General features: G+C 64.3%; 17 protein-coding genes. 15 read left to right on the top strand and 2 right to left on the bottom strand.

The features are described 5' to 3' along the window. Positions 1-8 precede the first annotated feature (8 nt). The 11 genes from denD to AWB80_RS13845 all read left to right on the top strand — a co-directional run bounded on the left by denD (position 9) and on the right by AWB80_RS13845 (position 12,872). Positions 9-974, top strand: coding sequence for a D-erythronate dehydrogenase (gene denD / locus AWB80_RS13795; RefSeq protein WP_061175217.1), 966 nt, complete (start codon positions 9-11; stop codon positions 972-974). Between the two features lie 275 nt (positions 975-1,249). Next, positions 1,250-2,347: a DedA family protein/thiosulfate sulfurtransferase GlpE gene (locus AWB80_RS13800; protein ID WP_061175218.1), complete on the top strand. Its 1,098-nt coding sequence runs from the start codon at positions 1,250-1,252 to the stop codon at positions 2,345-2,347. Beyond that, positions 2,344-4,140, top strand: a complete 1,797-nt coding sequence (locus tag AWB80_RS13805) for an FAD-dependent oxidoreductase (protein ID WP_061175219.1) — start codon at positions 2,344-2,346, stop codon at positions 4,138-4,140. The genes AWB80_RS13800 and AWB80_RS13805 overlap by 4 nt, the downstream gene beginning before the upstream one ends. Before the next feature lie 386 nt (positions 4,141-4,526). Beyond that, a complete protein-coding gene (locus tag AWB80_RS13810; RefSeq protein ID WP_061175220.1) occupies positions 4,527-5,195 on the top strand; it encodes a cysteine hydrolase family protein in 669 nt (222 codons plus the stop codon). 6 nt (positions 5,196-5,201) lie between these two features. Then, complete coding sequence (locus AWB80_RS13815; protein ID WP_061175221.1) at positions 5,202-6,116, top strand: oxamate carbamoyltransferase subunit AllH family protein; 915 nt, start codon at positions 5,202-5,204, stop codon at positions 6,114-6,116. 56 nt (positions 6,117-6,172) lie between these two features. After that, positions 6,173-7,735 carry an acyl-CoA synthetase FdrA gene (fdrA, locus tag AWB80_RS13820; protein WP_061175222.1) on the top strand — a complete coding sequence of 521 codons (1,563 nt, stop codon included), beginning with the start codon at positions 6,173-6,175 and terminating at the stop codon, positions 7,733-7,735. A 16-nt stretch (positions 7,736-7,751) separates the two neighbouring features. Next, complete coding sequence (locus AWB80_RS13825; RefSeq protein WP_061175223.1) at positions 7,752-9,179, top strand: YlbE family protein; 1,428 nt, start codon at positions 7,752-7,754, stop codon at positions 9,177-9,179. Next, entirely contained in the window at positions 9,176-10,138 is a 963-nt protein-coding gene (arcC, locus tag AWB80_RS13830; protein ID WP_061175224.1) for a carbamate kinase, read from the top strand. The genes AWB80_RS13825 and arcC overlap by 4 nt, the downstream gene beginning before the upstream one ends. 36 nt (positions 10,139-10,174) lie before the next feature. Then, a complete protein-coding gene (locus AWB80_RS13835; protein WP_061175225.1) occupies positions 10,175-10,564 on the top strand; it encodes an allophanate hydrolase-related protein in 390 nt (129 codons plus the stop codon). Positions 10,565-10,595: 31 nt separating this feature from the next. After that, positions 10,596-11,849: a cytosine permease gene (locus tag AWB80_RS13840; RefSeq protein WP_061175226.1), complete on the top strand. Its 1,254-nt coding sequence runs from the start codon at positions 10,596-10,598 to the stop codon at positions 11,847-11,849. A gap of 84 nt (positions 11,850-11,933) precedes the next feature. Further along, entirely contained in the window at positions 11,934-12,872 is a 939-nt protein-coding gene (locus tag AWB80_RS13845) for a LysR family transcriptional regulator (protein ID WP_061175261.1), read from the top strand. Here AWB80_RS13845 and AWB80_RS13850 read toward each other — a convergent pair. Further along, on the bottom strand, positions 12,835-14,244 hold the full coding sequence (locus AWB80_RS13850; protein ID WP_061175227.1) for a heavy metal sensor histidine kinase: 1,410 nt from the start codon (positions 14,242-14,244) through the stop codon (positions 12,835-12,837). The two genes, AWB80_RS13845 and AWB80_RS13850, sit on opposite strands and share 38 nt — an antisense overlap. Then, positions 14,241-14,912: a heavy metal response regulator transcription factor gene (locus tag AWB80_RS13855; RefSeq protein ID WP_061175228.1), complete on the bottom strand. Its 672-nt coding sequence runs from the start codon at positions 14,910-14,912 to the stop codon at positions 14,241-14,243. The genes AWB80_RS13850 and AWB80_RS13855 overlap by 4 nt, the downstream gene beginning before the upstream one ends. A 151-nt stretch (positions 14,913-15,063) precedes the next feature. Here AWB80_RS13855 and AWB80_RS13860 point away from each other — a divergent pair, with 151 nt between their 5' ends. The 4 genes from AWB80_RS13860 (at position 15,064) to AWB80_RS13875 (ending at position 18,700) form a co-directional block, all read left to right on the top strand. Next, the gene (locus AWB80_RS13860; protein WP_061175229.1) at positions 15,064-15,648 is read left to right on the top strand and encodes a cytochrome b/b6 domain-containing protein; all 585 of its coding nucleotides are present in this window, start codon (positions 15,064-15,066) and stop codon (positions 15,646-15,648) included. 3 nt (positions 15,649-15,651) lie between these two features. Continuing rightward, the gene (locus tag AWB80_RS13865; protein WP_061175230.1) at positions 15,652-16,425 is read left to right on the top strand and encodes a molybdopterin-dependent oxidoreductase; all 774 of its coding nucleotides are present in this window, start codon (positions 15,652-15,654) and stop codon (positions 16,423-16,425) included. A gap of 27 nt (positions 16,426-16,452) precedes the next feature. After that, positions 16,453-17,064 (top strand): hypothetical protein, encoded by a 612-nt coding sequence (locus AWB80_RS13870; RefSeq protein WP_061175231.1) that lies wholly within the window; start codon positions 16,453-16,455, stop codon positions 17,062-17,064. A gap of 184 nt (positions 17,065-17,248) precedes the next feature. Beyond that, on the top strand, positions 17,249-18,700 hold the full coding sequence (locus AWB80_RS13875; protein WP_061175232.1) for an NAD-dependent succinate-semialdehyde dehydrogenase: 1,452 nt from the start codon (positions 17,249-17,251) through the stop codon (positions 18,698-18,700). Positions 18,701-18,741 lie beyond the last annotated feature (41 nt).

Genomic DNA, 18,741 nt, shown 5'->3' on the forward strand with positions numbered 1-18,741 from the left:
CGACCCACATGAAGATTCTCATTACCGGCGGCGCGGGTTTTCTCGGCCAGCGTCTCGCGAAGCGTCTGCTCGAACGCAACGAGCTGGACGGCAAGCCCGTCACGGAACTCGTGCTGCTCGACGTCGCGCGTCCGAACGATGAAAGCCTGCTCGCCGACAAGCGCGTACGCGCCGAAACCGGCGATATCTCCGATCCGGCGGTGCTGCAACGCCACATCGATACACAGACCGAAGCGATCTTCCACCTCGCCGCGATCGTCAGCGGCCAGGCCGAAGCGGACTTCGATCTCGGCATGAAGATCAACCTCGACGCATCGCGCGCGCTGCTCGAAGTGTGCCGCGCGGCGGGCCACAAGCCGCGCGTCGTGTTCACGAGTTCGGTCGCGGTGTACGGCGGCACGCTGCCCGCCGTCGTGCAGGACGACACCGCGCTCAACCCGCAATCGTCGTACGGAACGCAGAAGGCGATCGCCGAACTGCTGCTCTCCGACTACGCGCGCCGCGGTTTCGTCGATGGCCGCGTGCTGCGTCTGCCGACCATCAGCGTGCGGCCGGGCAAGCCGAACGCGGCGGCGTCGTCGTTCGCGAGCGGCATCATCCGCGAGCCGCTGAACGGCGAGCGCTCGACCTGCCCCGTCGACGGCGACACGCGCGTCTGGCTGCTGTCGCCGAAAAGCGCAGTCGAAGCGCTGATCGCGGGCTGCGAGATCGCGCGCGAGAAGCTCGGGTTGAGGCCGGTCATCAACCTGCCGGGCCTGTCGGTGAGCGTGAACGAGATGGTCGCGGCGCTGCGCGAGGTGGCGGGCGAGGACGCCGTGCAGCGCATCGACTGGCAGCGCGACGAACGCATCGAGAAGATCGTCGGCAGCTGGCCGGGCGCGTGGAACACGTCGCGCGCCGAGCAACTCGGCCTCGCGGGCGACAGCAATTTCGCCGACGTGATCCGCGCCTATATCGCCGACGAACGCGGCTGAATCCCACTCTCTGACCCATCCACCGGGCATCGCGCGCGCGATGCCCGCGTCCCACGCGCCGGTCATGCTGACATTTGCATTTCCGGGCTACACTTGTCGCTTGATTGTGACGAACGTCGGCCCGGCGCCGCGTGCACCGCGTTGAACCACGAGCGCTTGCAGGCTCGTATCTCGCCCGCTTTCGTGCTTTTTGCGCCTTCGCTGCGCCGGTTTCGCGGCGCGCGTCCCGTCGTTCCGTCCCGTGAACTCGCACCTTTCCCTCGCGGGAGATTCCCATGTTGTTGCATCAGCTAGTCGATCGATTCGGCCCGGCGATCGTTTTCATCAACGTGATGGGCTCGGCGCTCGGGCTGCCCGTGCCCGCCATGCCGACGATGATCATCGTCGGCGCGTCCATCGCGCTGACGGCGGTGAACGGCGGCGCGTTCTGGTCGCCGCTGCTGGGCGTGCTGTGCGTCGCGGTGGCGGGCGGCGTGCTCGGCGACCTCGTCTGGTTCCAGGGCGGTCGCAGATACGGCGACAAGACCCTCAAGACCATCTGCAAGCTGTCGCTTTCGCGCGATACCTGCGTGAAGAAGACCGAGCGCTTTTTCGGCCGTTGGGGCGTGCGCGTGCTGCTCGTCGCGAAGTTCATTCCGGGGCTGTCGCTCGTCTCGGTGCCGCTCGCGGGCGCGATGGGCGTGAAGCTGCGCAGCTTCATCGCGCACGACGGCGCGGGCATTGCGCTGTGGGGCATGGTCGGGCTGACCGTCGGCGTCGTCTTCGCGGCGCAACTGGAAATGGTCTTCGCGATGATCTCGCAGCTCGGCCGGCAGGCGGTGATGGTCCTCGCCGTGCTGCTCGCGATCTACGTCGCCTACCGCTGGTGGCGCCGCCGCGCGCTGATGGCGACGCTGGAAAAGGCGCGCATCAGCGTGGACGAACTCTACGCGATGATGAACGACCAGCCGCTGCCGGTGATCTTCGATATCCGTTCGCCGGAAAAGCGCATGCTCGATCCGTTCACGATTCCCGGCTCGATGTTCGCCGACGAGCGCGACCTCGCGAAGATCATCGAGAACTACGACAAGTCGCGCAAGGTCGTCATCTATTGCTCGTGTCCGAACGAAGTGTCGGCTGCGTGGATGGCGAAGACCATGCGCAACGCGGGTTTCCGCGACGTGGTGCCGCTCACGGGCGGACTGGACGCGTGGCGGCTCGCCGGTTTCGATGTCGCGACGCTGACCGAATTCGGCGAACTCGCGGCGACCACGCCCGAGGAGGTCGCGGAAATGGCGGCGATGTGCCCGTGGCCGGTGAAATCGGCCGCAGCCTCTTCCGCGGGCTCGGCATCCTTGCATGAAGCTGGTTTTCCACACGGAGATCGCGCATGAGTACAACGCCGTTCAACGAGCCGGGCGAAGGCGTGCCGAATGTCGTCGCGTGGAGCGCGCGCGAGCCTTTTGAAAATCCGAATCCGAACGTGGTGCCGTCGCCCGCCGCCGCTGCGGCCGATGACAGCGCGCCTTTCTCGCCGCTCGAAACGCGCGCGCACCAGATGTTCCCGCGCCTGACGGACAACGAGATCGAGCGCATGAGCCGCTTCGGCACCGCGTCGCACTGGCGCCGGGGCGAGTGGATGTTCCGCATGGGCGAGACCGGTCGCGGCATGGTGATCGTGCTCGCCGGGCTCGTGCGGGTGACGCGGCGCAACGCGCTCGGGCAGGAGCATCTGGTCGTCGAGCACGGGCCGGGGCATTTTCTGGCGGAAGTGGCGCAACTGTCGGGCAAGCCGTGTCTCGTCGATGGCATCGCCGCCGAGGATGTCCACGGCATCGTGATTCCGCCGGAACGGCTGCGCGCGTTGCTCGTCGCGGAAGCGGAGCTGGGCGAGCGCATCATGCGCGCGCTGATCCTGCGGCGCGTCGGGCTGATCGAGAAAGGCAGCGGGCCGGTGCTGCTCGGCCAGTCGGACGATGGCCGCCTCGTGTCGCTGCAGGGCTTTTTTCGCCGCAACGGTTATCCGCACACCGTGATCGACGCGTGCACCGATCCCGATGCAATCGCGTTACTCGAACGCATCTCGGCATCGACGTCCGATTTCCCGCTCGTGATCTGCCCGGACGGCACCGTGCTGCGCGCGCCCGACGAGAATCAGGTGGCGACGCAACTCGGCTGGTTGCCCGAGTTCGATCCGGCGCATATTTACGATGTCGCGATCGTCGGCGCGGGGCCGGCGGGTCTAGCGACGGCGGTGTATGCGGCGTCCGAGGGCTTGTCGGTCGCGGTGTTCGATTGCCGCGCGCCGGGCGGGCAGGCGGGCGCGAGTTCGCGCATCGAAAACTATCTCGGCTTTCCGACCGGCATTTCCGGCCAGGCGCTGGCCGGGCGCGCGTTCGTGCAGGCGCAGAAATTCGGCGCGCACATCGCGATACCGACGAAGATCAAGGCGCTGCATTGCGATTGCAATCCGATCCAGATCGAACTGGAAAACGGCACGCGCGTCACGACGCAGACGGTGGTGATCGCGTCGGGCGCGGCGTACCGGCGGCCGGACATCGCCGGGCTGGAACGGTACGAAGGGCACGGCACGTATTACTGGGCGTCGCCGGTCGAGGCGAAGCTGTGCAAGAACGCGGAAGTCGTGCTCGTCGGCGGCGGGAATTCGGCGGGGCAGGCGGTGGTGTATCTCGCGTCGCATGCGAAGCACGTACACGTGCTGATTCGCGGCGCGGGGCTTTCGGCGAGCATGTCGCACTATCTGGTGGAGCGCATCGGCTCATTGCCGAACGTGACGGTGCGCACGCATACGCAGATCACCTCGCTAGATGGCGACGGCCGCGCGCTCACCACGGTGCACTGCAAGACGCCCGATGGACCACTCACGATCGAGTCGCGGCATCTGTTTCTCTTCACCGGCGCCGACCCCAATACCGACTGGTTGCGCAACTGCAATGTGAATGTCGATGGCAAGGGCTTTGTGCTGACGGGCCCCGAGGCGCATGAAGGGCGCACGCAAGGCGTGCCTGCGCTCGAGACGAGCGTGCCGGGCGTATTTGCGATCGGCGATGTGCGGTCCAGTTCGACCAAGCGCGTCGCCGCCGCGGTGGGCGAGGGGGCGGCGGTCGTTTCGCAGATTCATGGGTTGTTGGCGAAGCGGGAAGCGTTGGACGTGCCCGTGCGTTAGACGCGACGGCATTGCCGGAAGCGTTTCGAAGCGGCCACTTGTCAGTGGCCGCTTTTCTTTTTCGCAGGCGCATCGCTTCACGCGACATTCCGCCTCAGTTGCAAATTTGTGTTTTAAGCCGCGCCAGCATTGACGTTCTGGGTGCTCATTATTGAGCTTCAAGAAATTTGATCCTGCGCGTTCAATCATTTCATCGTGTTTCATTTCCCGCTGCCTATAATCATTTTCAAATTCGATTGACTCTGGCGCGGGCTGATTTCAAACAGTAAAAATTCAATAACTCGGGCGAAAGCTGAGTTTGGATTATTTCGAATTCTGCGGGGTTTTCGTGCTCGTTTAGCATGACGAATCGATTCAATTCATTTAACAAAAGAGAGGAGTATGCCGTGAAGCAAAAACATTTTCGTGCCGAGCCTTTCGATCTGGCTTTCGAGCCGCAGCGCACCGCGCTCGTCATGATCGACATGCAGCGCGACTTCGTCGAGCCCGGTGGCTTCGGCGAGGCGCTGGGCAACGACGTTTCGCTCGTGCGCACGGCGATCGAGCCGTGCAGGCGCGTGCTGGCCGCGGCGCGGGAAGCCGGCGTGCTGGTCATCCACACACGTGAGGGCCATCGCGCGGACCTGACCGACTGCCCGCCGGCGAAACTCACGCGCGGCGGCAAGACCTTCATCGGCACCGATGGCCCGATGGGCCGTATCCTCGTGCGCGGCGAGAAGGGCCACGACCTGATTCCGGAACTCTATCCGGTCGCGGGCGAGCCGGTCATCGACAAGCCGGGCAAGGGCGCGTTCTATGAAACGGATCTGCATCTGATCCTGAAGAACCGCGATATCCGCACGCTCATTGTGTGCGGCGTGACGACCGAAGTGTGCGTGACGACGACGGTGCGCGAAGCGAACGATCTTGGCTTCGAATGCATCGTGCCGCAGGACTGCGTGGGTTCGTATTTCCCGGCGTTCCAGAAATCGGCGCTCGACATGATCAAGGCGCAGGGCGCGATTTTCGGCTGGGTGAGCGATGCCGGCGCGGTGATCGAAGCGCTGCGCGGCTAAGCGCGGATGAGCCCGATCTCGCTACGCGGCCTGAGCATCGGCTATCTGGCGCGGCCGCGCATGTCGCGCCAGGGTGAATACGCGGTGCACAGCAGTTTCAGGCACGCGCTCAATCTCGTCACGCAAGCAGGCGGCTGGCTTACGCTCGTCGATGCATCGTGCGAAAACCTGCCTTGCGGCGCGCGCGTGCGCGCGCCGTCGGAATGGGACTGGCGGGCGCAAGCGCGGCGTGGCGAGCGGATCATCGTGCAAGGCGCGCGACTGCGTGGCGTCAACTGGGAAGTGGATTTGGCCGATGCGGGTTGCTGGCAGCGCGCGGCGCGAAACGGGAACGGCGCGTGGCCATCGCCGCGGGTCTTGTCGGCGCGGCATGCGCGCGTCGCGGCACGTCTTGCGGCGCACTGCGCGCGCCACGCCGTCGAGGGCGCGCTTCAGTGGTTGCCGGGCTGGCCCGCGCATGTGCGCGCCGTCGCGCTGAGCCTTGCCGATGACGCCGTGGCCCTCGCCGCCACGGTTCGCGCGCTTATCGGCTTTGGCGGCGGCCTCACGCCGGATGGCGACGACTATCTGCTGGGCTATCTCGCGGCGCTTTGGGCGGCGCGCGGGCAACCGGACATCGACGCGCACCGGCAGACGCTGTCCACGATTCTGCGCGCGCACGTGCACCGCACCAACGATGTCAGCCGCCACTACCTGCAACTCGCGCTCGACGGACATTTTTCCGAGCCGATCGACCGGTTCATCGCGATCGCATCGAGTGTGGATGAAGACGCGGATATCGAACAAGCCGCCGACGCCGTCATGCGCTGGGGCGCGGCATCGGGCGTGGATTGTCTCGGCGGTATTTTGCATGGCATGCGCGCATGGCAGGAAGCGTTTCAAATGCGCGAGTCGAAATCATTGTCCCGCGCACTGGCTTGAAAGAATTCGCGATTTTCGAAAGGCGTCGAATCGCATTTAAGGAATGGAGAGGTGCAATGGCCATCAAAATCGAAACATTTAAAAATATGTATCAGGATTCGGTTTCCCTGATGCAGATTTCGGCGCACATCGGCAAGCTGCCGGGCGTCGAGCAGGCGTCCGTCGTCATGGGCACGCCGGCGAATCTCGCGCAACTCGCGGACGCAGGACTGGGCAACGACGTGCAGGCGAGCCCGAACGACCTCGTGATCGCGGTGCGCGGCGACGAAGTCGCCTGCGAGGCCGCGCTGCGATTTGCGCACGAACGCCTGAGCGCGCGCGCGTCGAGCGAGGAAGCACGGACGAGCGAAGCGCTCGCGCCCACCAGTCTCGCGATGGCCTGCGACGAACAACCGTCGTCGAATCTCGCGCTCATCTCCGTGCCCGGCGACTACGCCGCCGCGGAAGCGATCAAGGCGCTCCAGCTCGGCATGAACGTCATGCTCTTCAGCGACAACGTCAGCATGGCGCAGGAAAAGGCCATCAAGACGCTCGCGCGCGAGAAGCGCCTCATCGTGATGGGTCCCGACTGCGGCACGGCTATCGTCAACGGCATGCCGCTCGGCTTCGCCAACGTGGTGCGGCGTGGCGGCATCGGCGTGGTGGGCGCATCGGGCACGGGATTGCAGGAAGTCACCTGCCGTATCGACCAACTCGGCGCCGGCATCTCGCAGGCGCTCGGCACGGGCGGACACGACCTGCATGAGGACATCGGCGGCATCTCGATGCAGTTCGGCCTCGATGCGCTGGCCGAAGATCCCGACACGTGCGTGATCGTGCTGATCTCGAAGCCGCCCGCGCGCGCGGTGGCGGAACGCATTCTCGAAGGCGCGCGCAAGGCGGGCAAGCCCGTGGTCGTGAATTTTCTGGGCGCGGCGGAAGAAGACATGCGCGCGCCGGGCATCACGCCCGCGTTCACGCTCGCCGACGCCGCGCAATTCGCCGTCGCGTTGCTCAACGGCGCGCCGCTGCCCGCGAGCGTTGCGCGCGTCGAACCACAGGACGAAGCGCGGCTTGCCAAAGAGAGCGAATCGCTCGGCGCGCAACGCAAGTTCATTCGCGGCGTATTCGCGGGTGGAACCTTCTGCTACGAGAGTCAGTTGCTGTGCCGCGATGCGGGCTTCACTGCAAGCTCGAACACGCCGGTGAAAGGCAACGTGAAGCTCGCGGACATCTGGACGAGCGCGGGCCACACGATCGTCGACATGGGCGACGACGACTTCACGCGCGGCCGTCCGCATCCGATGATCGATCCGACCTTGCGCGACGAGCGCGTGCGCGCGGAGATGCGCGATCCCGAAACGGCCGTCGTGCTGTTCGATCTCGTGCTCGGTTACGGCGCGGCGGACGAACCGGCGCAAGGTCTCATCGCGACGCTCACACGAATCCGGGCGCAAGCGCAGGGCCGCGATCTGCCGCTGCTCATCGCGCATGTGTGCGGCACGCAGTCCGATCCTCAAGTCAGAAGCCGTCAGGCCGACGCGTTGCGCGCGGCCGGCGTGCTGGTCGCCGGTTGCAACGCCGAGGCCGCGTTGTGGGCGAGCCGCGTCGCGCGCATGCAGGCGCAACGCCACGCGTAACACAGGGAGCAAAAGAATGAACCGATTGTTTGGTCAGCCACTGAACGTGGTGAACTGCGGGCTTTCGAGCTTCGCCGACAACCTGCGTCTCGCGGGCGGCGAGGTCAGCCATGTCAACTGGCAGCCGCCCGCGCTCGGCGATGTCGCCGCGGGACTCGATCTCGCCTGGCTGATGCGTCATCCGCTCGTCGAACAGGCGAACGAAACGGCCTTCGCGCGCTATCTCGAAGCGCAACCCGTGCTGGCCGATATCGTTACGGCATCCGAAGCGATCGGCGCGATGAGCGCACGCAAGCTGATCCTGCACTCCGGCCCGCCGATTGCGTGGAACGACATGTGCGGGCCGGTGAAAGGCGCGATCATCGGCGCGGTGATGCTCGAAGGCTGGGCGGCGGATCACGGCGCGGCCGAACGTCTGATCCTGGACGGCAAGGTCGATCTCGAACCGTGCCATCACCATCAGGCGGTCGGACCGATGGCGGGCATCATCAGTCCGTCGATGCCGCTGATCGTCGTCGAGAACAAGACGAACGGGCACCGCACTTACAGCAATCTGAACGAAGGCCTCGGCAAGGTGCTGCGCTTCGGCGCGAACAGCGCGGAAGTGCTCGACCGCCTGCGCTGGATGAAGGCGACGCTCGCCCCCGCGCTCAAGGCCGCGCTCGCGGTTTCCGGCGAGATCGAGCTGAAGCCGCTGATGGCGCAGGCGCTGCACATGGGCGACGAAGTGCACAACCGCAACAGCGCGGCGACGGGACTCTTCATCAAGCGCATCGTGCCCGCTTTGCTCGGCACGCAATTGCCGCTCGCGCAGATCCGCGACGTGAGCGCCGCGATCATCGCCAACGATCACTTCTTCCTCAACATCTCGATGGCCGCGTGCAAGGCCATGATGGACGCCGCCACTGACGTTCCCTTCAGCTCGATGGTCACGGTGATGGCGCGCAACGGCGTGAACTTCGGCATCCGGCTTTCGGGCACCGGCAACCGCTGGTTCCAGGCGAAGGCCAATCCGGTCGAGGGCCTGTTCTTTCCGGGCTACGGCGTGGCCGATGCCGCTGCCGATCTCGGCGACAGCGCGATCACGGAAACGGCGGGCGTGGGTGGTTTCGCGATGGCGTCGTCGCCGGCGATCGTCAAGTTCGTCGGCGGCACGCCCGCCGATGCGACCGCGAACAGCCGCCGCATGCAGGCCATCACGCTCGGCGGCAATCCCGCCTTCACGCTGCCCGCGCTCAATTTCGCGCCGACCGCCGCGGGCATCGATGCCCGCAAGGTGGCCGATCGCGGCATCCTGCCGGTCATCAATACGGGCATCGCTCATAAGGAAGCGGGCGTCGGACAGATCGGCGCAGGCATCACGACCGCGCCGATGGAGTGCTTCGTCGAAGCCATCCGCGCGCTGGCCGAAACCGTGCAACAACACAGCAGGCAAGCATCATGACAAGTCGAAAACGTCTGGCAGTGGTCGCCGTGGGCGGCAATGCGCTCATTCGCGACGATCATCATCTGAGCATTCCGGACCAGTACGAAGCGGTGACCGAAAGCGCGACGCACATCGCGGACATGATCGAGGCGGGATGGAACGTCGTGCTCACGCATGGCAACGGGCCGCAGGTCGGATTCATCCTGCGGCGTTCCGAGCTGGCCGCGCAGGAAGTCGCGCCCGTGCCGCTCGATTACGCGGTGGGCGATACGCAAGGCGCGATCGGCTACATGTTCCAGAAAGCGCTCAGCAACGAACTGAACCGGCGCGGCATCGAGCGGCGTGTCGTCGCCGTCGTGACACAGACTTGCGTGAGCGCCGACGACCCCGCCTTCAAAAACCCGACCAAGCCGATCGGCGCGTTTCTCGACGAAGCGACCGCGAAGCAGCGTCAGCACGAGTTCGGCTGGACGCTGATGGAAGACGCGGGACGCGGCTGGCGGCGCACGGTGCCTTCGCCGGAGCCGCTCGAGATCATCGAGCGCGATGTCATCGCAAGCTTGCTCGCGCAAGGCTGCGTGGTGATCGCGTGCGGCGGCGGCGGCATTCCGGTGGTGCGCAGGAACGGCAAGCTGTCCGGCGTCGAGGCGGTGATCGACAAGGACCTCGCATCGGCCTTGCTGGCCCAGCAACTGAAAGCCGACCTGCTGCTCATTCCCACTGGCGTCGAACAGGTCGCGGTGAACTTCGGCACGCCCGAGCAGCGCTGGCTCGACACGATGAGCGTGCGCGAGGCGCGCGAACTCATCGCGCAAGGGCAGTTCGGCGCGGGCAGCATGCTGCCGAAAGTGGAGGCGATTCTGCGCTTCGTGTCGCACGCCGGGCCGGACGGCCGCGCGGGCGAAGGTCTCATCACGAGCCCCGCTGCGATCAGACCGGCGCTCGAACGACGTACGGGAACATGGATCACGCCGTGATCGCGGTTCGCATCACACACCAGGAAAACGAAGCAAATGAACAAGACACTGCTCGCAGTGAACGGCACGCTGATGCGCGGCCTCGAACTGAATCACAACATGATCGCCGCGCAAGGCGAGTTCGTGCGCGAGGATCGCACGGATGCGTGCTATCGCATCTGGAGCATCAAAGATCGTCACCCCGGCATGCAGCGCGTGAGCAGCGGCGGTGTGGCCGTGTCCCTCGAAGTCTGGGAGTTGCCGATGGCCAATCTCGGCGCGTTGTTGCTGAGCGAGCCAGCGGGCCTTGCGATCGGCAAGGTCGTGCTCGCGGACGGCAGCGAAGTGCTCGGCGTGCTTGCCGAAGCATGGCTCGTCGAAGGGCAGAAGGAAATCACGGCGTCCGGTGGATGGCGCGAATACACCGGCCATCATTATTCGCCCTGAAGCGGATCGGGCATCAGTCAAAGGAACTGTCATGAGCAATTCAAACGAGAGCCGCGCGCCCGGCACCGCGCCGGCCTATCGCATCGCGATGATTCTGCTGGGCATCGCCGTCACGCCGGTGCTGCTGTCGTCGTCGAGTCTCGGCAATCAGATGTCGAACGGCGATCTCATCAAGGTCGTCGGCATCGGCAGCCTGATTCTGGCGATCATCGCTTCGATCACGATCGCGGTCGGCGAGAAGGCGCGTCTGCCGACCTACGGCATCGTGAAGTATCCGTTCGGCGAGAAGGGTGCAATCGCCATCAATGTGCTGCTGGCGATCAGCCTGTTCGGATGGATCGCCGTGACCGCCAGCATGTTCGGCCACTCGGTTGCCGACCTGCTCGCGCAGCACGGCGCGAACGTGCCTGTGCCGCTCGTCGTCGCGATCGGCTGCGTGATCTTCGTGGCGTCCACCGCGTTCGGCTTCGAAGTGCTCGGCAAGGTCGCGCAGTTCGCCGTGCCGGTCATCGCGCTGATGCTCTGCTATGTCGTGCGCGTCGCGCTCACGGGGCAGGCGCCGGCCGTCGAAGCAACAACCGGCATGTCGATGGGCGTGGCGGTGTCGACGGTGGTCGGCACGATCATCGTGCTGGTCGCGACGCTGCCGGACTTCGGCAGCTTCACGCATGACCGCAGGCACGCGGTAGGCGGCGCACTGCTTGCATTCCTGATCGCGTATCCGCTCTTGTACTGGGCGGGCGCGACGCCGAGCGTGCTGACGGGCAAGAACTCGCTGCTCGCCGCGATGGCCGTGTTCGGCGCGACCATGCCCGCGGCGCTATTGCTGATCTTCGCGACGGTCACCGGCAATTCCGGCAACATGTTTCAGGGCACGCTCGTCACGTCGACGCTGTTCACGCGCTTTCCGAAGTGGCAGATCACGATCGCGCTGGGCGTGCTCGCGGCGATCGTCGGCAGCATGGACATCATGTCGTGGTTCATTCCGTTCCTGCTCTTTCTCGGCATCGCGACGCCGCCCGTCGCGGGCATCTATATCGCGGACTTCGCGATGTATCGGCGCGCCGGGTATGATGTTGCCGCGCTTGCCCGCGAGCCGCAGGTCAAGCTCATGACCTTCGTTGCGTGGGTCCTCGGATCGCTGACCGGCTTCGCGACCGTGAAGGGCATGTTCACGGTGACGTCGATTCCCTCGCTCGATTCGATTCTCGTCGCGTGCATCGGCTACATGATCCTGAGCCGGATCGCGCGGGCGGGCGGCACCGTCAAGCCTGCCGGGCATTGACGCGGTGCGATGTCGATGAAGGGCGCGGGTTTCTCGCGCCCTTCGTTCATGTCGAAGAACAATACTCACGTGGAATCACCCTCGATGTTCACCTCGGATGAAAGCATTCGGATAGTCCGATTGGTTGCGCAATATCAAAGCATTACGGCGGCGGCGGAACGGCTGAACAAGGTGCCGTCGGCGATCAGCTACACGGTCAGGAAGCTCGAGGAATCATTCGGCGCGAAGCTGTTCGAACGGCGCGGCTGCTATATCCGGCTGACCGAAGCCGGTGAATATTTCATCGCGCACAGCAAGGCGATTCTCGACGATCTGCAGACGCTCAAGTGCAATCTTGCCATCGTGCAGGGCGGCACCGAACCCGAGCTGACCGTGGTCGTCAACAACATCGTGCCGCGCGATGCGATCATCCAGTTTCTTTGCGATCTGGAAGCGGCGTATCCGACGACGCGCGTCACGATCAGGCGGGAGGTCTACAACGGATGCTGGGACGCGCTTTACGCCAACAAGGCGGATATCGTCGTGGGCGCGCCGCATTTCGTGCCGAAGACCGATGGCATCACCAGCGTGCCGCTCGGCAATCTCGCGTGGGACTTTCTCGTCGGCGCGGGCCATCCGCTCGCGCATGCGACGCATATCCTGCAGAACACGGAGCTGCGCAAGTATCCGGCCGTGTGCATCAAGGACACATCGGTCGATCTCGATTCGATGCATGCGTGGCTGCTCGAAGGACAGAAGCCGATTTTCGTACCGGACTTTTCCATGGCCGTGAGGCTCATCGCGCGCAATGTCGCGATCGGCTATGTGCCCGTCCACATTCGTGCGGCGTTCGGCGACGCCGGACTCGTCGGCAAGTCGATTCAGGAGCAGAAGCATGCGACGCGGCTCTTCCTCGCGCATCGCTCGGACGGCATCGGCAAAGTGAGGGCATGGTGCGTCGACTATCTGCTTCGGCCGGACTTTCGCGCGTGGCTATGCGGCGATGTCAGTCGGGTTTCGCCGCGTTCGGAAATCGCAAGGTGAATTCGATCCATCCATCCTGCGTGCATTGAGCGCGCGCGCTGCCGCCATGCAAACGCATGATCGCGTTCACGATCGAAAGCCCGAGTCCACTTGATTCCGTAAACTCGCTACGCGCAGCATCACCGCGATAGAAGCGATCGAACAGCCTGGCCAGCTCATCCTGCTCGATACGAGCGCCACGATTACCCACAACGATCCAAGCGCCTCGTTCATCCGCGTGTCCGCTCAGCCGCACGACGGTTCCCGCCGTCGCATAACGCACCGCATTCACGACCACGTTGCCGATCGCCCTTCGGCACATGATCGCATTCGCAACTATCCCGCCCTCGGCGTCGATATCGAACGTGATGCGGCGCTCGTCCGCGATACCTTCGAAGTAAGCGCCGATGGTCTCCAGCTCCTCGCGAATGTCGAGCCGCTCGCGCTCGATGAGTTGCTGCCCGTGATCCGCCTGCGCGAGAAAGAGAATGTTCTGCGCGATGCGCGCAAGCCGCTCCAGTTCTTCCAGATTCGATTCGAGCACGCCGCGGTACTCCGCGACACTTCGCTCGTGCGCCAGCGTCACCTGCGTTTCGCCGATCAATACGCCGATCGGCGTGCGCACTTCATGCGCGAGATCCGCCGAGAACTGCAGCAGGCGTTCATAGCCGTGCTCCAGGCGATCGAGCATCGCATTGAACGACGCGGCGAGGCTCTGCAATTCGGCGGGTGCGTGCGCGTCATCGAGCCGCGCGGACAATCGGTCCGGGGTGATTTCCGCGGCCTTGTCGGCCATCAGTCTGAGCGGCATGAGTCCACGGCTCGTGACCCAGTACGCGAGCAGCAACGTGAGCAGCACCGCGCCGATCACCGTGAGCCACACGCGCTCCAGATACGCCGACAACACGCGCGCTTCCTGCGTCATCACGTGCGCGGCGATGATCTCCACGACTTCTCCGCTGTCACCGATGCGCGCCTTCGCGCCGACCCAGCGCATGCGCACGCCGTCCGCACGCGAGCCTTCGTACAGATCATCGAGTCCGATGGCGCGCGTTACCGGCACGACATCGAGCGGCGGCAGCGCCATGCGTTCCGGATTGACGTCGATGAAAGGCGCCGCGCCCGCGCGTCGAAACAGGATCACGTCCTGCCGGTCGCCGAGCATCGTTTCGAATAGCTTCGGCCGCGCTTCGATTTCCTTGATCGTGTAGAGATCGTGCAGCAGCGAGCGAAAATGTTCGACGCGCGCGATCAACTGATAATCCGCACGCGTGGACAGCGCTTGATTCGTCGCGTGATACAGCGACGCGCCCACCATGCCGACCACGATGCACACGATTGCCGCGAAGGACAGCGCGATCCGAACCGCGAGCGAGCGCGAAGGGCGGTTCAAGGATGCTCCCCGAACGAATAGCCGATGCTGCGCACCGTATGAATCAGCTTCGGCTCGAACGGGTTATCGATCTTCGCGCGCAGACGTTTTACCGCGACATCGACCACATTGGTGTCGCTGTCGAAGTTCATGTCCCACACTTCCGATGCGATCAGCGTGCGCGACAGCGCCTCGCCCTGATGCTTGCAGAACAGATGCAGCAATGCGAATTCCTTGTTGGTGAGCGCGATGTCCACGCCCTTGCGCGTCACCTTGCGGCGCAGGACGTCGACGTGCAGGTCCGCGATCTGAAACGTATCCGATTCGCGCATCACGCCGCGCCTGAGCAGCGTGCGAATGCGCAGCACGAGTTCCGTGAAAGAGAACGGCTTCACGAGATAGTCGTCCGCGCCGAGTTCGAGTCCGTGGATGCGGTCCGTCACGTGATCGCGCGCAGTGAGAAAAATGACAGGCAGGTCACGTTTCGCGCGCAGGGCGGACATGACCTGCCAGCCGTCGATGCCGGGCAGCATCACGTCGAGCACGATCAGTTCGTACGGATTCGCGAGCGCCTGATGCAAGCCGTCCGTGCCGTTGCGCACGAGTTCGACCTGATAGCCGGACTCGATAAGCCCTTTCTTCAGGTAGTCGCCGGTCTTGCGGTCGTCTTCGATAACGAGGATGGTCATGCTCGCGCTGCGGTCGATGGATTGCCGTCATTCTAGCCAGAGCACACGCACGGCTCGCCAAAGATGACAAAAAAGTCATCGAGAGGTCATCGATCGATCAGCGCGGCGTCGCTACTATGCGCAGCGAACAACTCGAAATACGAGGCCCGATGTGCAAGTACAACCGCTATGGCTGCGCATTACGCACTGGCTCAACGCGTTCGCCGTGCTGATCATGGTGACGAGCGGCTGGCAGATCTACAACGCCTCGCCGATCTTCAAGTCCTTTACGTTCTCACCCGCGATCACGCTCGGCGGCTGGCTCGGCGGCGCGCTGCAATGGCATTTCGCGGCAATGTGGCTGCTGGTCGCGAACTTCATCGTCTATGTCGTGATGAATCTCGTCACGGGGCGCTTGCGGCGCCGCATGTTTCCGTTGTCGATCAAAAGCATCTTCACCGACGCACTGGCCGCATTGCGCGGCAAGCTCGGCCACGACGATCTCACGCACTACAACGCCATACAGAAGTTCGCGTATCTCGCTGTGATCGTGGACATCGTGATCGTGATTCTCTCGGGACTCGCTGTCTGGAAATCCGTGCAGTTTCCGCTGCTTCGCACGCTGATGGGCGGCTACGACGACGCCCGCGTCGTGCACTTCTTCGGCATGAGTTTTCTCGTTGCGTTCTTCGTGGTGCACGTCGTGATGGTCGCGCTCGTGCCGCGCTCGCTCGTGCTGATGATTCGAGGTCGTTAAGCCATGTCGCTCAAGCTATTCAAATCGAGGCCGGATGCCGAACTCATCATCAAGGATGCCGCGAAGGAATTGAAGGCGCCGGCGCGCCGTTTATTCGGCAAGCGCATTCTGTCGCTCGGAGGCCTCGCGATGCTGTCCGGCTGCAATATCACCGACGACAAATCCGTCAACGCGATGCTGCGCCGCATATCGTCATTCAACGACGACATGCAGGCGCTGCTGTTCGATCCGAACCAGCTCGCGCCGACCTATCCCGAGTCGATGATCACGCGGCCGTTCCCTTTCAACGCGTTCTATGACATCGACGAAGTGCCCGAAGTCGATCCATCGACCTACAAGCTGAACGTCGGCGGACGTGTCAATGGCAAGCGCGTGTGGACGCTCGACGAGTTGCACGCGATGCCGCAGGAAAGCCAGGTGACGCGGCATATCTGCATCGAAGGCTGGAGCGCGATCGGCAAATGGGGTGGCGTGCGCTTCGCGCATTTTCTCGCGCGCGCGGGCGCCGATACGAGCGCGAAATACGTGGCCTTTCATTGTGCCGACAACTACTCGACGAGCATCGACATGCCGACCGCTTTGCACGCGCAAACGCTGCTCACGCTCACGTACGACGGCCAGATCCTGCCGCCCAAATACGGCTTCCCGATGAAGCTGCGCATGCCGACCAAGCTCGGCTACAAGAACCCGAAACATATCGTCGCGATCACCGTGACGAACGATTATCCCGGTGGCTATTGGGAGAACCAGGGCTACAACTGGTTCGGCGGGTCCTGAAGCCTTTTATTCAACGAAGGAGATTACATGTCGATTCGAATCAAACTCGGCGTCAGCTTCGTGACGCTCGCACTCGCATCCGCGGCCTTTGCTCAGACGCCCGCCGCGAAACCCGCGCGCATTCGCGGCGATATCGTGTCGCTGTCGGGCGATACGCTCACCGTGCATCGGCGCAGCGGCGACACGGTGAAGATCGCCGTCAAGTCCGATACGCCCGTCACCGCGCTCAAGAACATCAAGCTGCAGGACATCAAGCCGGGCTCGTTCGTCGGCACGGCGGCGACCACCGGCACGGACGGCAAGCTCACCGCGACCGAAGTGCTGGTCTTCCCGGAAGCCGCGCGCGGCACGGGTGAAGGGCACTATGCATGGGACCTCGGCCCGCAAAGCTCGATGACCAACGCGAACGTGGATCAGGTCGTGCAGGGCACGAGCGGCCGCGATCTCAAGCTGTCGTACAAGGGCGGCGCGAATTCAGTGACAGTGCCGGAAAACGTGCCGGTCGTGACCTTCGCGCCCGCGACGCACGACGACCTGAAACCCGGCAAGAAGGTGTTCGTGGTGGCGAGCCCGTCGGGTTCGGACTTCGCGGCGCAACGGATCGTCGTCGAGAAGGATGGCGTCGTGCCGCCGATGTAAGCGTCACGCCCGATTCGCACCATGCGCGCCCGCCGGATTCATCACGGCGGGCGCGCTTCATTTCGGCTTCATTTCGGCGCCGTGCGTATCAGCGAATTTCAGGCGTTCGGGATAACATGCCCGTTTGCGTAAATCGATCTTGCGCAACGTAACATCAGGCCACGTCACTCGTAAGGAGACTTGCATGAGCAACACGCGTTCCGAGCTTCCCGCCTATCCGAATACCCGGCTGTATATCGACGGCGCCTGGCGCGATGGCTCGCGCGACACGGCCGTCATCAATCCGGCGAGCGAAGCCGAGATCGGCCGCCTGGCGCTCGCGGGAGAAGCGGAACTATCGCTCGCAGCAGATGCCGCCGCGCGCGGCTTCAAGGAATGGCGCAAGGTTTCGCCCTACGAGCGCAGCAAGCTCATGCGGCGCGCGGCGCAGAACATCCGCGAGCGCGCGGACCAGATTGCCGCCATCATGACGATGGAGCAGGGTAAGCCATTCGGTGAAGCGCGCATCGAGACGCTCTCGGCAGCCGACATCATCGAATGGTTCGCGGAAGAAGGGCGCCGCACGTATGGCCGCGTGATTCCGTCGCGCACGGATGCGGTGCGCCAGATCGTCACGCGCGAACCGGTCGGCCCGGTCGCCGCGTTCACGCCGTGGAATTTCCCGATCAATCAGGCGGTGCGCAAGGTGTCGGCGGCGCTCGCGGCGGGCTGTTCGGTCGTGCTGAAGGGACCCGAGGAAACGCCCGCGAGCTGCGCGGCGCTGGTGCAGGCTTATGCCGATGCCGGTCTGCCCGCCGGCGTGCTGAATCTGGTGTTCGGCGTGCCCGCCGATGTCTCGAAGTATCTGATCGCGCATCCTGCCATCCGCAAGATTTCGTTCACCGGTTCGACGCCGGTCGGCAAGCTGCTTGCGTCGCTCGCGGGCGAACACATGAAGCGCGTGACGATGGAACTGGGCGGCCACGCGCCGGCCATCGTGTTCAAGGACGCCGACGTGCCGCGCGCCGCGAAGATGCTTGCATCGGCGAAGTTTCGCAACGCGGGCCAGGTCTGCATTTCGCCGACGCGCTTTCTCGTCGAAGAATCGGTCTATGACGAGTTCGTGCAGCACTTCGTCGCGACGGCGAGCGCGGTCAAGGTCGGCAACGGCCTCGACGACGGCGTGCAGATGGGGCCGCTCGCGAACGGCCGGCGCCTCGAAGCGATGGAACGCCTCGTCGCCGATGCGCGCGAGCACGGCGCGAAAGTGCTGACGGGCGGCGAGCGCATCGGACGCGAAGGCTATTTCTTCGCACCGACCGTGCTCACCGATGTGCCGATGAGCGCGCGCATCATGACCGAAGAGCCGTTTGGCCCGATCGCGCCGATCGCGTCGTTCAAGTCCTACGACGAAGTGATCGCCGAGGCGAATCGTCTGCCTTACGGGCTCGCGGCGTATGCGTACACGCGTTCGGCAGCGATATCGGCGGCGGTGTCGGACGATATCGAAAGCGGCATGCTGTCGATCAATCATCATGGTCTTGCTTTGCCGGAAACGCCCTTCGGCGGCGTGAAGGATTCGGGCTACGGCTCCGAAGGCGGCAGCGAAGCGATGGAAGCGTATCTCGTCACGAAGTTCGTGACGGAGCATCGTTGATCGGCTAGCCGGCGTCGATGCTTATCGGGCGGTCCTGAAAA

This window comes from Caballeronia pedi (assembly GCF_001544915.2).
GTDB lineage: Bacteria > Pseudomonadota > Gammaproteobacteria > Burkholderiales > Burkholderiaceae > Caballeronia > Caballeronia pedi.

Excerpts from the sequence above, each read along its gene's own strand:
- fdrA (WP_061175222.1), top strand. The coding sequence starts at position 6,173 with ATGGCCATCAAAATCGAAACATTTAAAAATATGTATCAGGATTCGGTT.
- AWB80_RS13845 (WP_061175261.1), top strand. The coding sequence starts at position 11,934 with ATGTTCACCTCGGATGAAAGCATTCGGATAGTCCGATTGGTTGCGCAA.
- AWB80_RS13875 (WP_061175232.1), top strand. The coding sequence starts at position 17,249 with ATGAGCAACACGCGTTCCGAGCTTCCCGCCTATCCGAATACCCGGCTG.
- AWB80_RS13805 (WP_061175219.1), top strand. The coding sequence starts at position 2,344 with ATGAGTACAACGCCGTTCAACGAGCCGGGCGAAGGCGTGCCGAATGTC.
- AWB80_RS13825 (WP_061175223.1), top strand. The coding sequence starts at position 7,752 with ATGAACCGATTGTTTGGTCAGCCACTGAACGTGGTGAACTGCGGGCTT.
- AWB80_RS13870 (WP_061175231.1), top strand. The coding sequence starts at position 16,453 with ATGTCGATTCGAATCAAACTCGGCGTCAGCTTCGTGACGCTCGCACTC.
- AWB80_RS13815 (WP_061175221.1), top strand. The coding sequence starts at position 5,202 with ATGAGCCCGATCTCGCTACGCGGCCTGAGCATCGGCTATCTGGCGCGG.
- AWB80_RS13840 (WP_061175226.1), top strand. The coding sequence starts at position 10,596 with ATGAGCAATTCAAACGAGAGCCGCGCGCCCGGCACCGCGCCGGCCTAT.
- AWB80_RS13835 (WP_061175225.1), top strand. The coding sequence starts at position 10,175 with ATGAACAAGACACTGCTCGCAGTGAACGGCACGCTGATGCGCGGCCTC.
- arcC (WP_061175224.1), top strand. The coding sequence starts at position 9,176 with ATGACAAGTCGAAAACGTCTGGCAGTGGTCGCCGTGGGCGGCAATGCG.
- AWB80_RS13855 (WP_061175228.1), bottom strand. The coding sequence starts at position 14,912 with ATGACCATCCTCGTTATCGAAGACGACCGCAAGACCGGCGACTACCTG.
- AWB80_RS13865 (WP_061175230.1), top strand. The coding sequence starts at position 15,652 with ATGTCGCTCAAGCTATTCAAATCGAGGCCGGATGCCGAACTCATCATC.
- AWB80_RS13800 (WP_061175218.1), top strand. The coding sequence starts at position 1,250 with ATGTTGTTGCATCAGCTAGTCGATCGATTCGGCCCGGCGATCGTTTTC.
- denD (WP_061175217.1), top strand. The coding sequence starts at position 9 with ATGAAGATTCTCATTACCGGCGGCGCGGGTTTTCTCGGCCAGCGTCTC.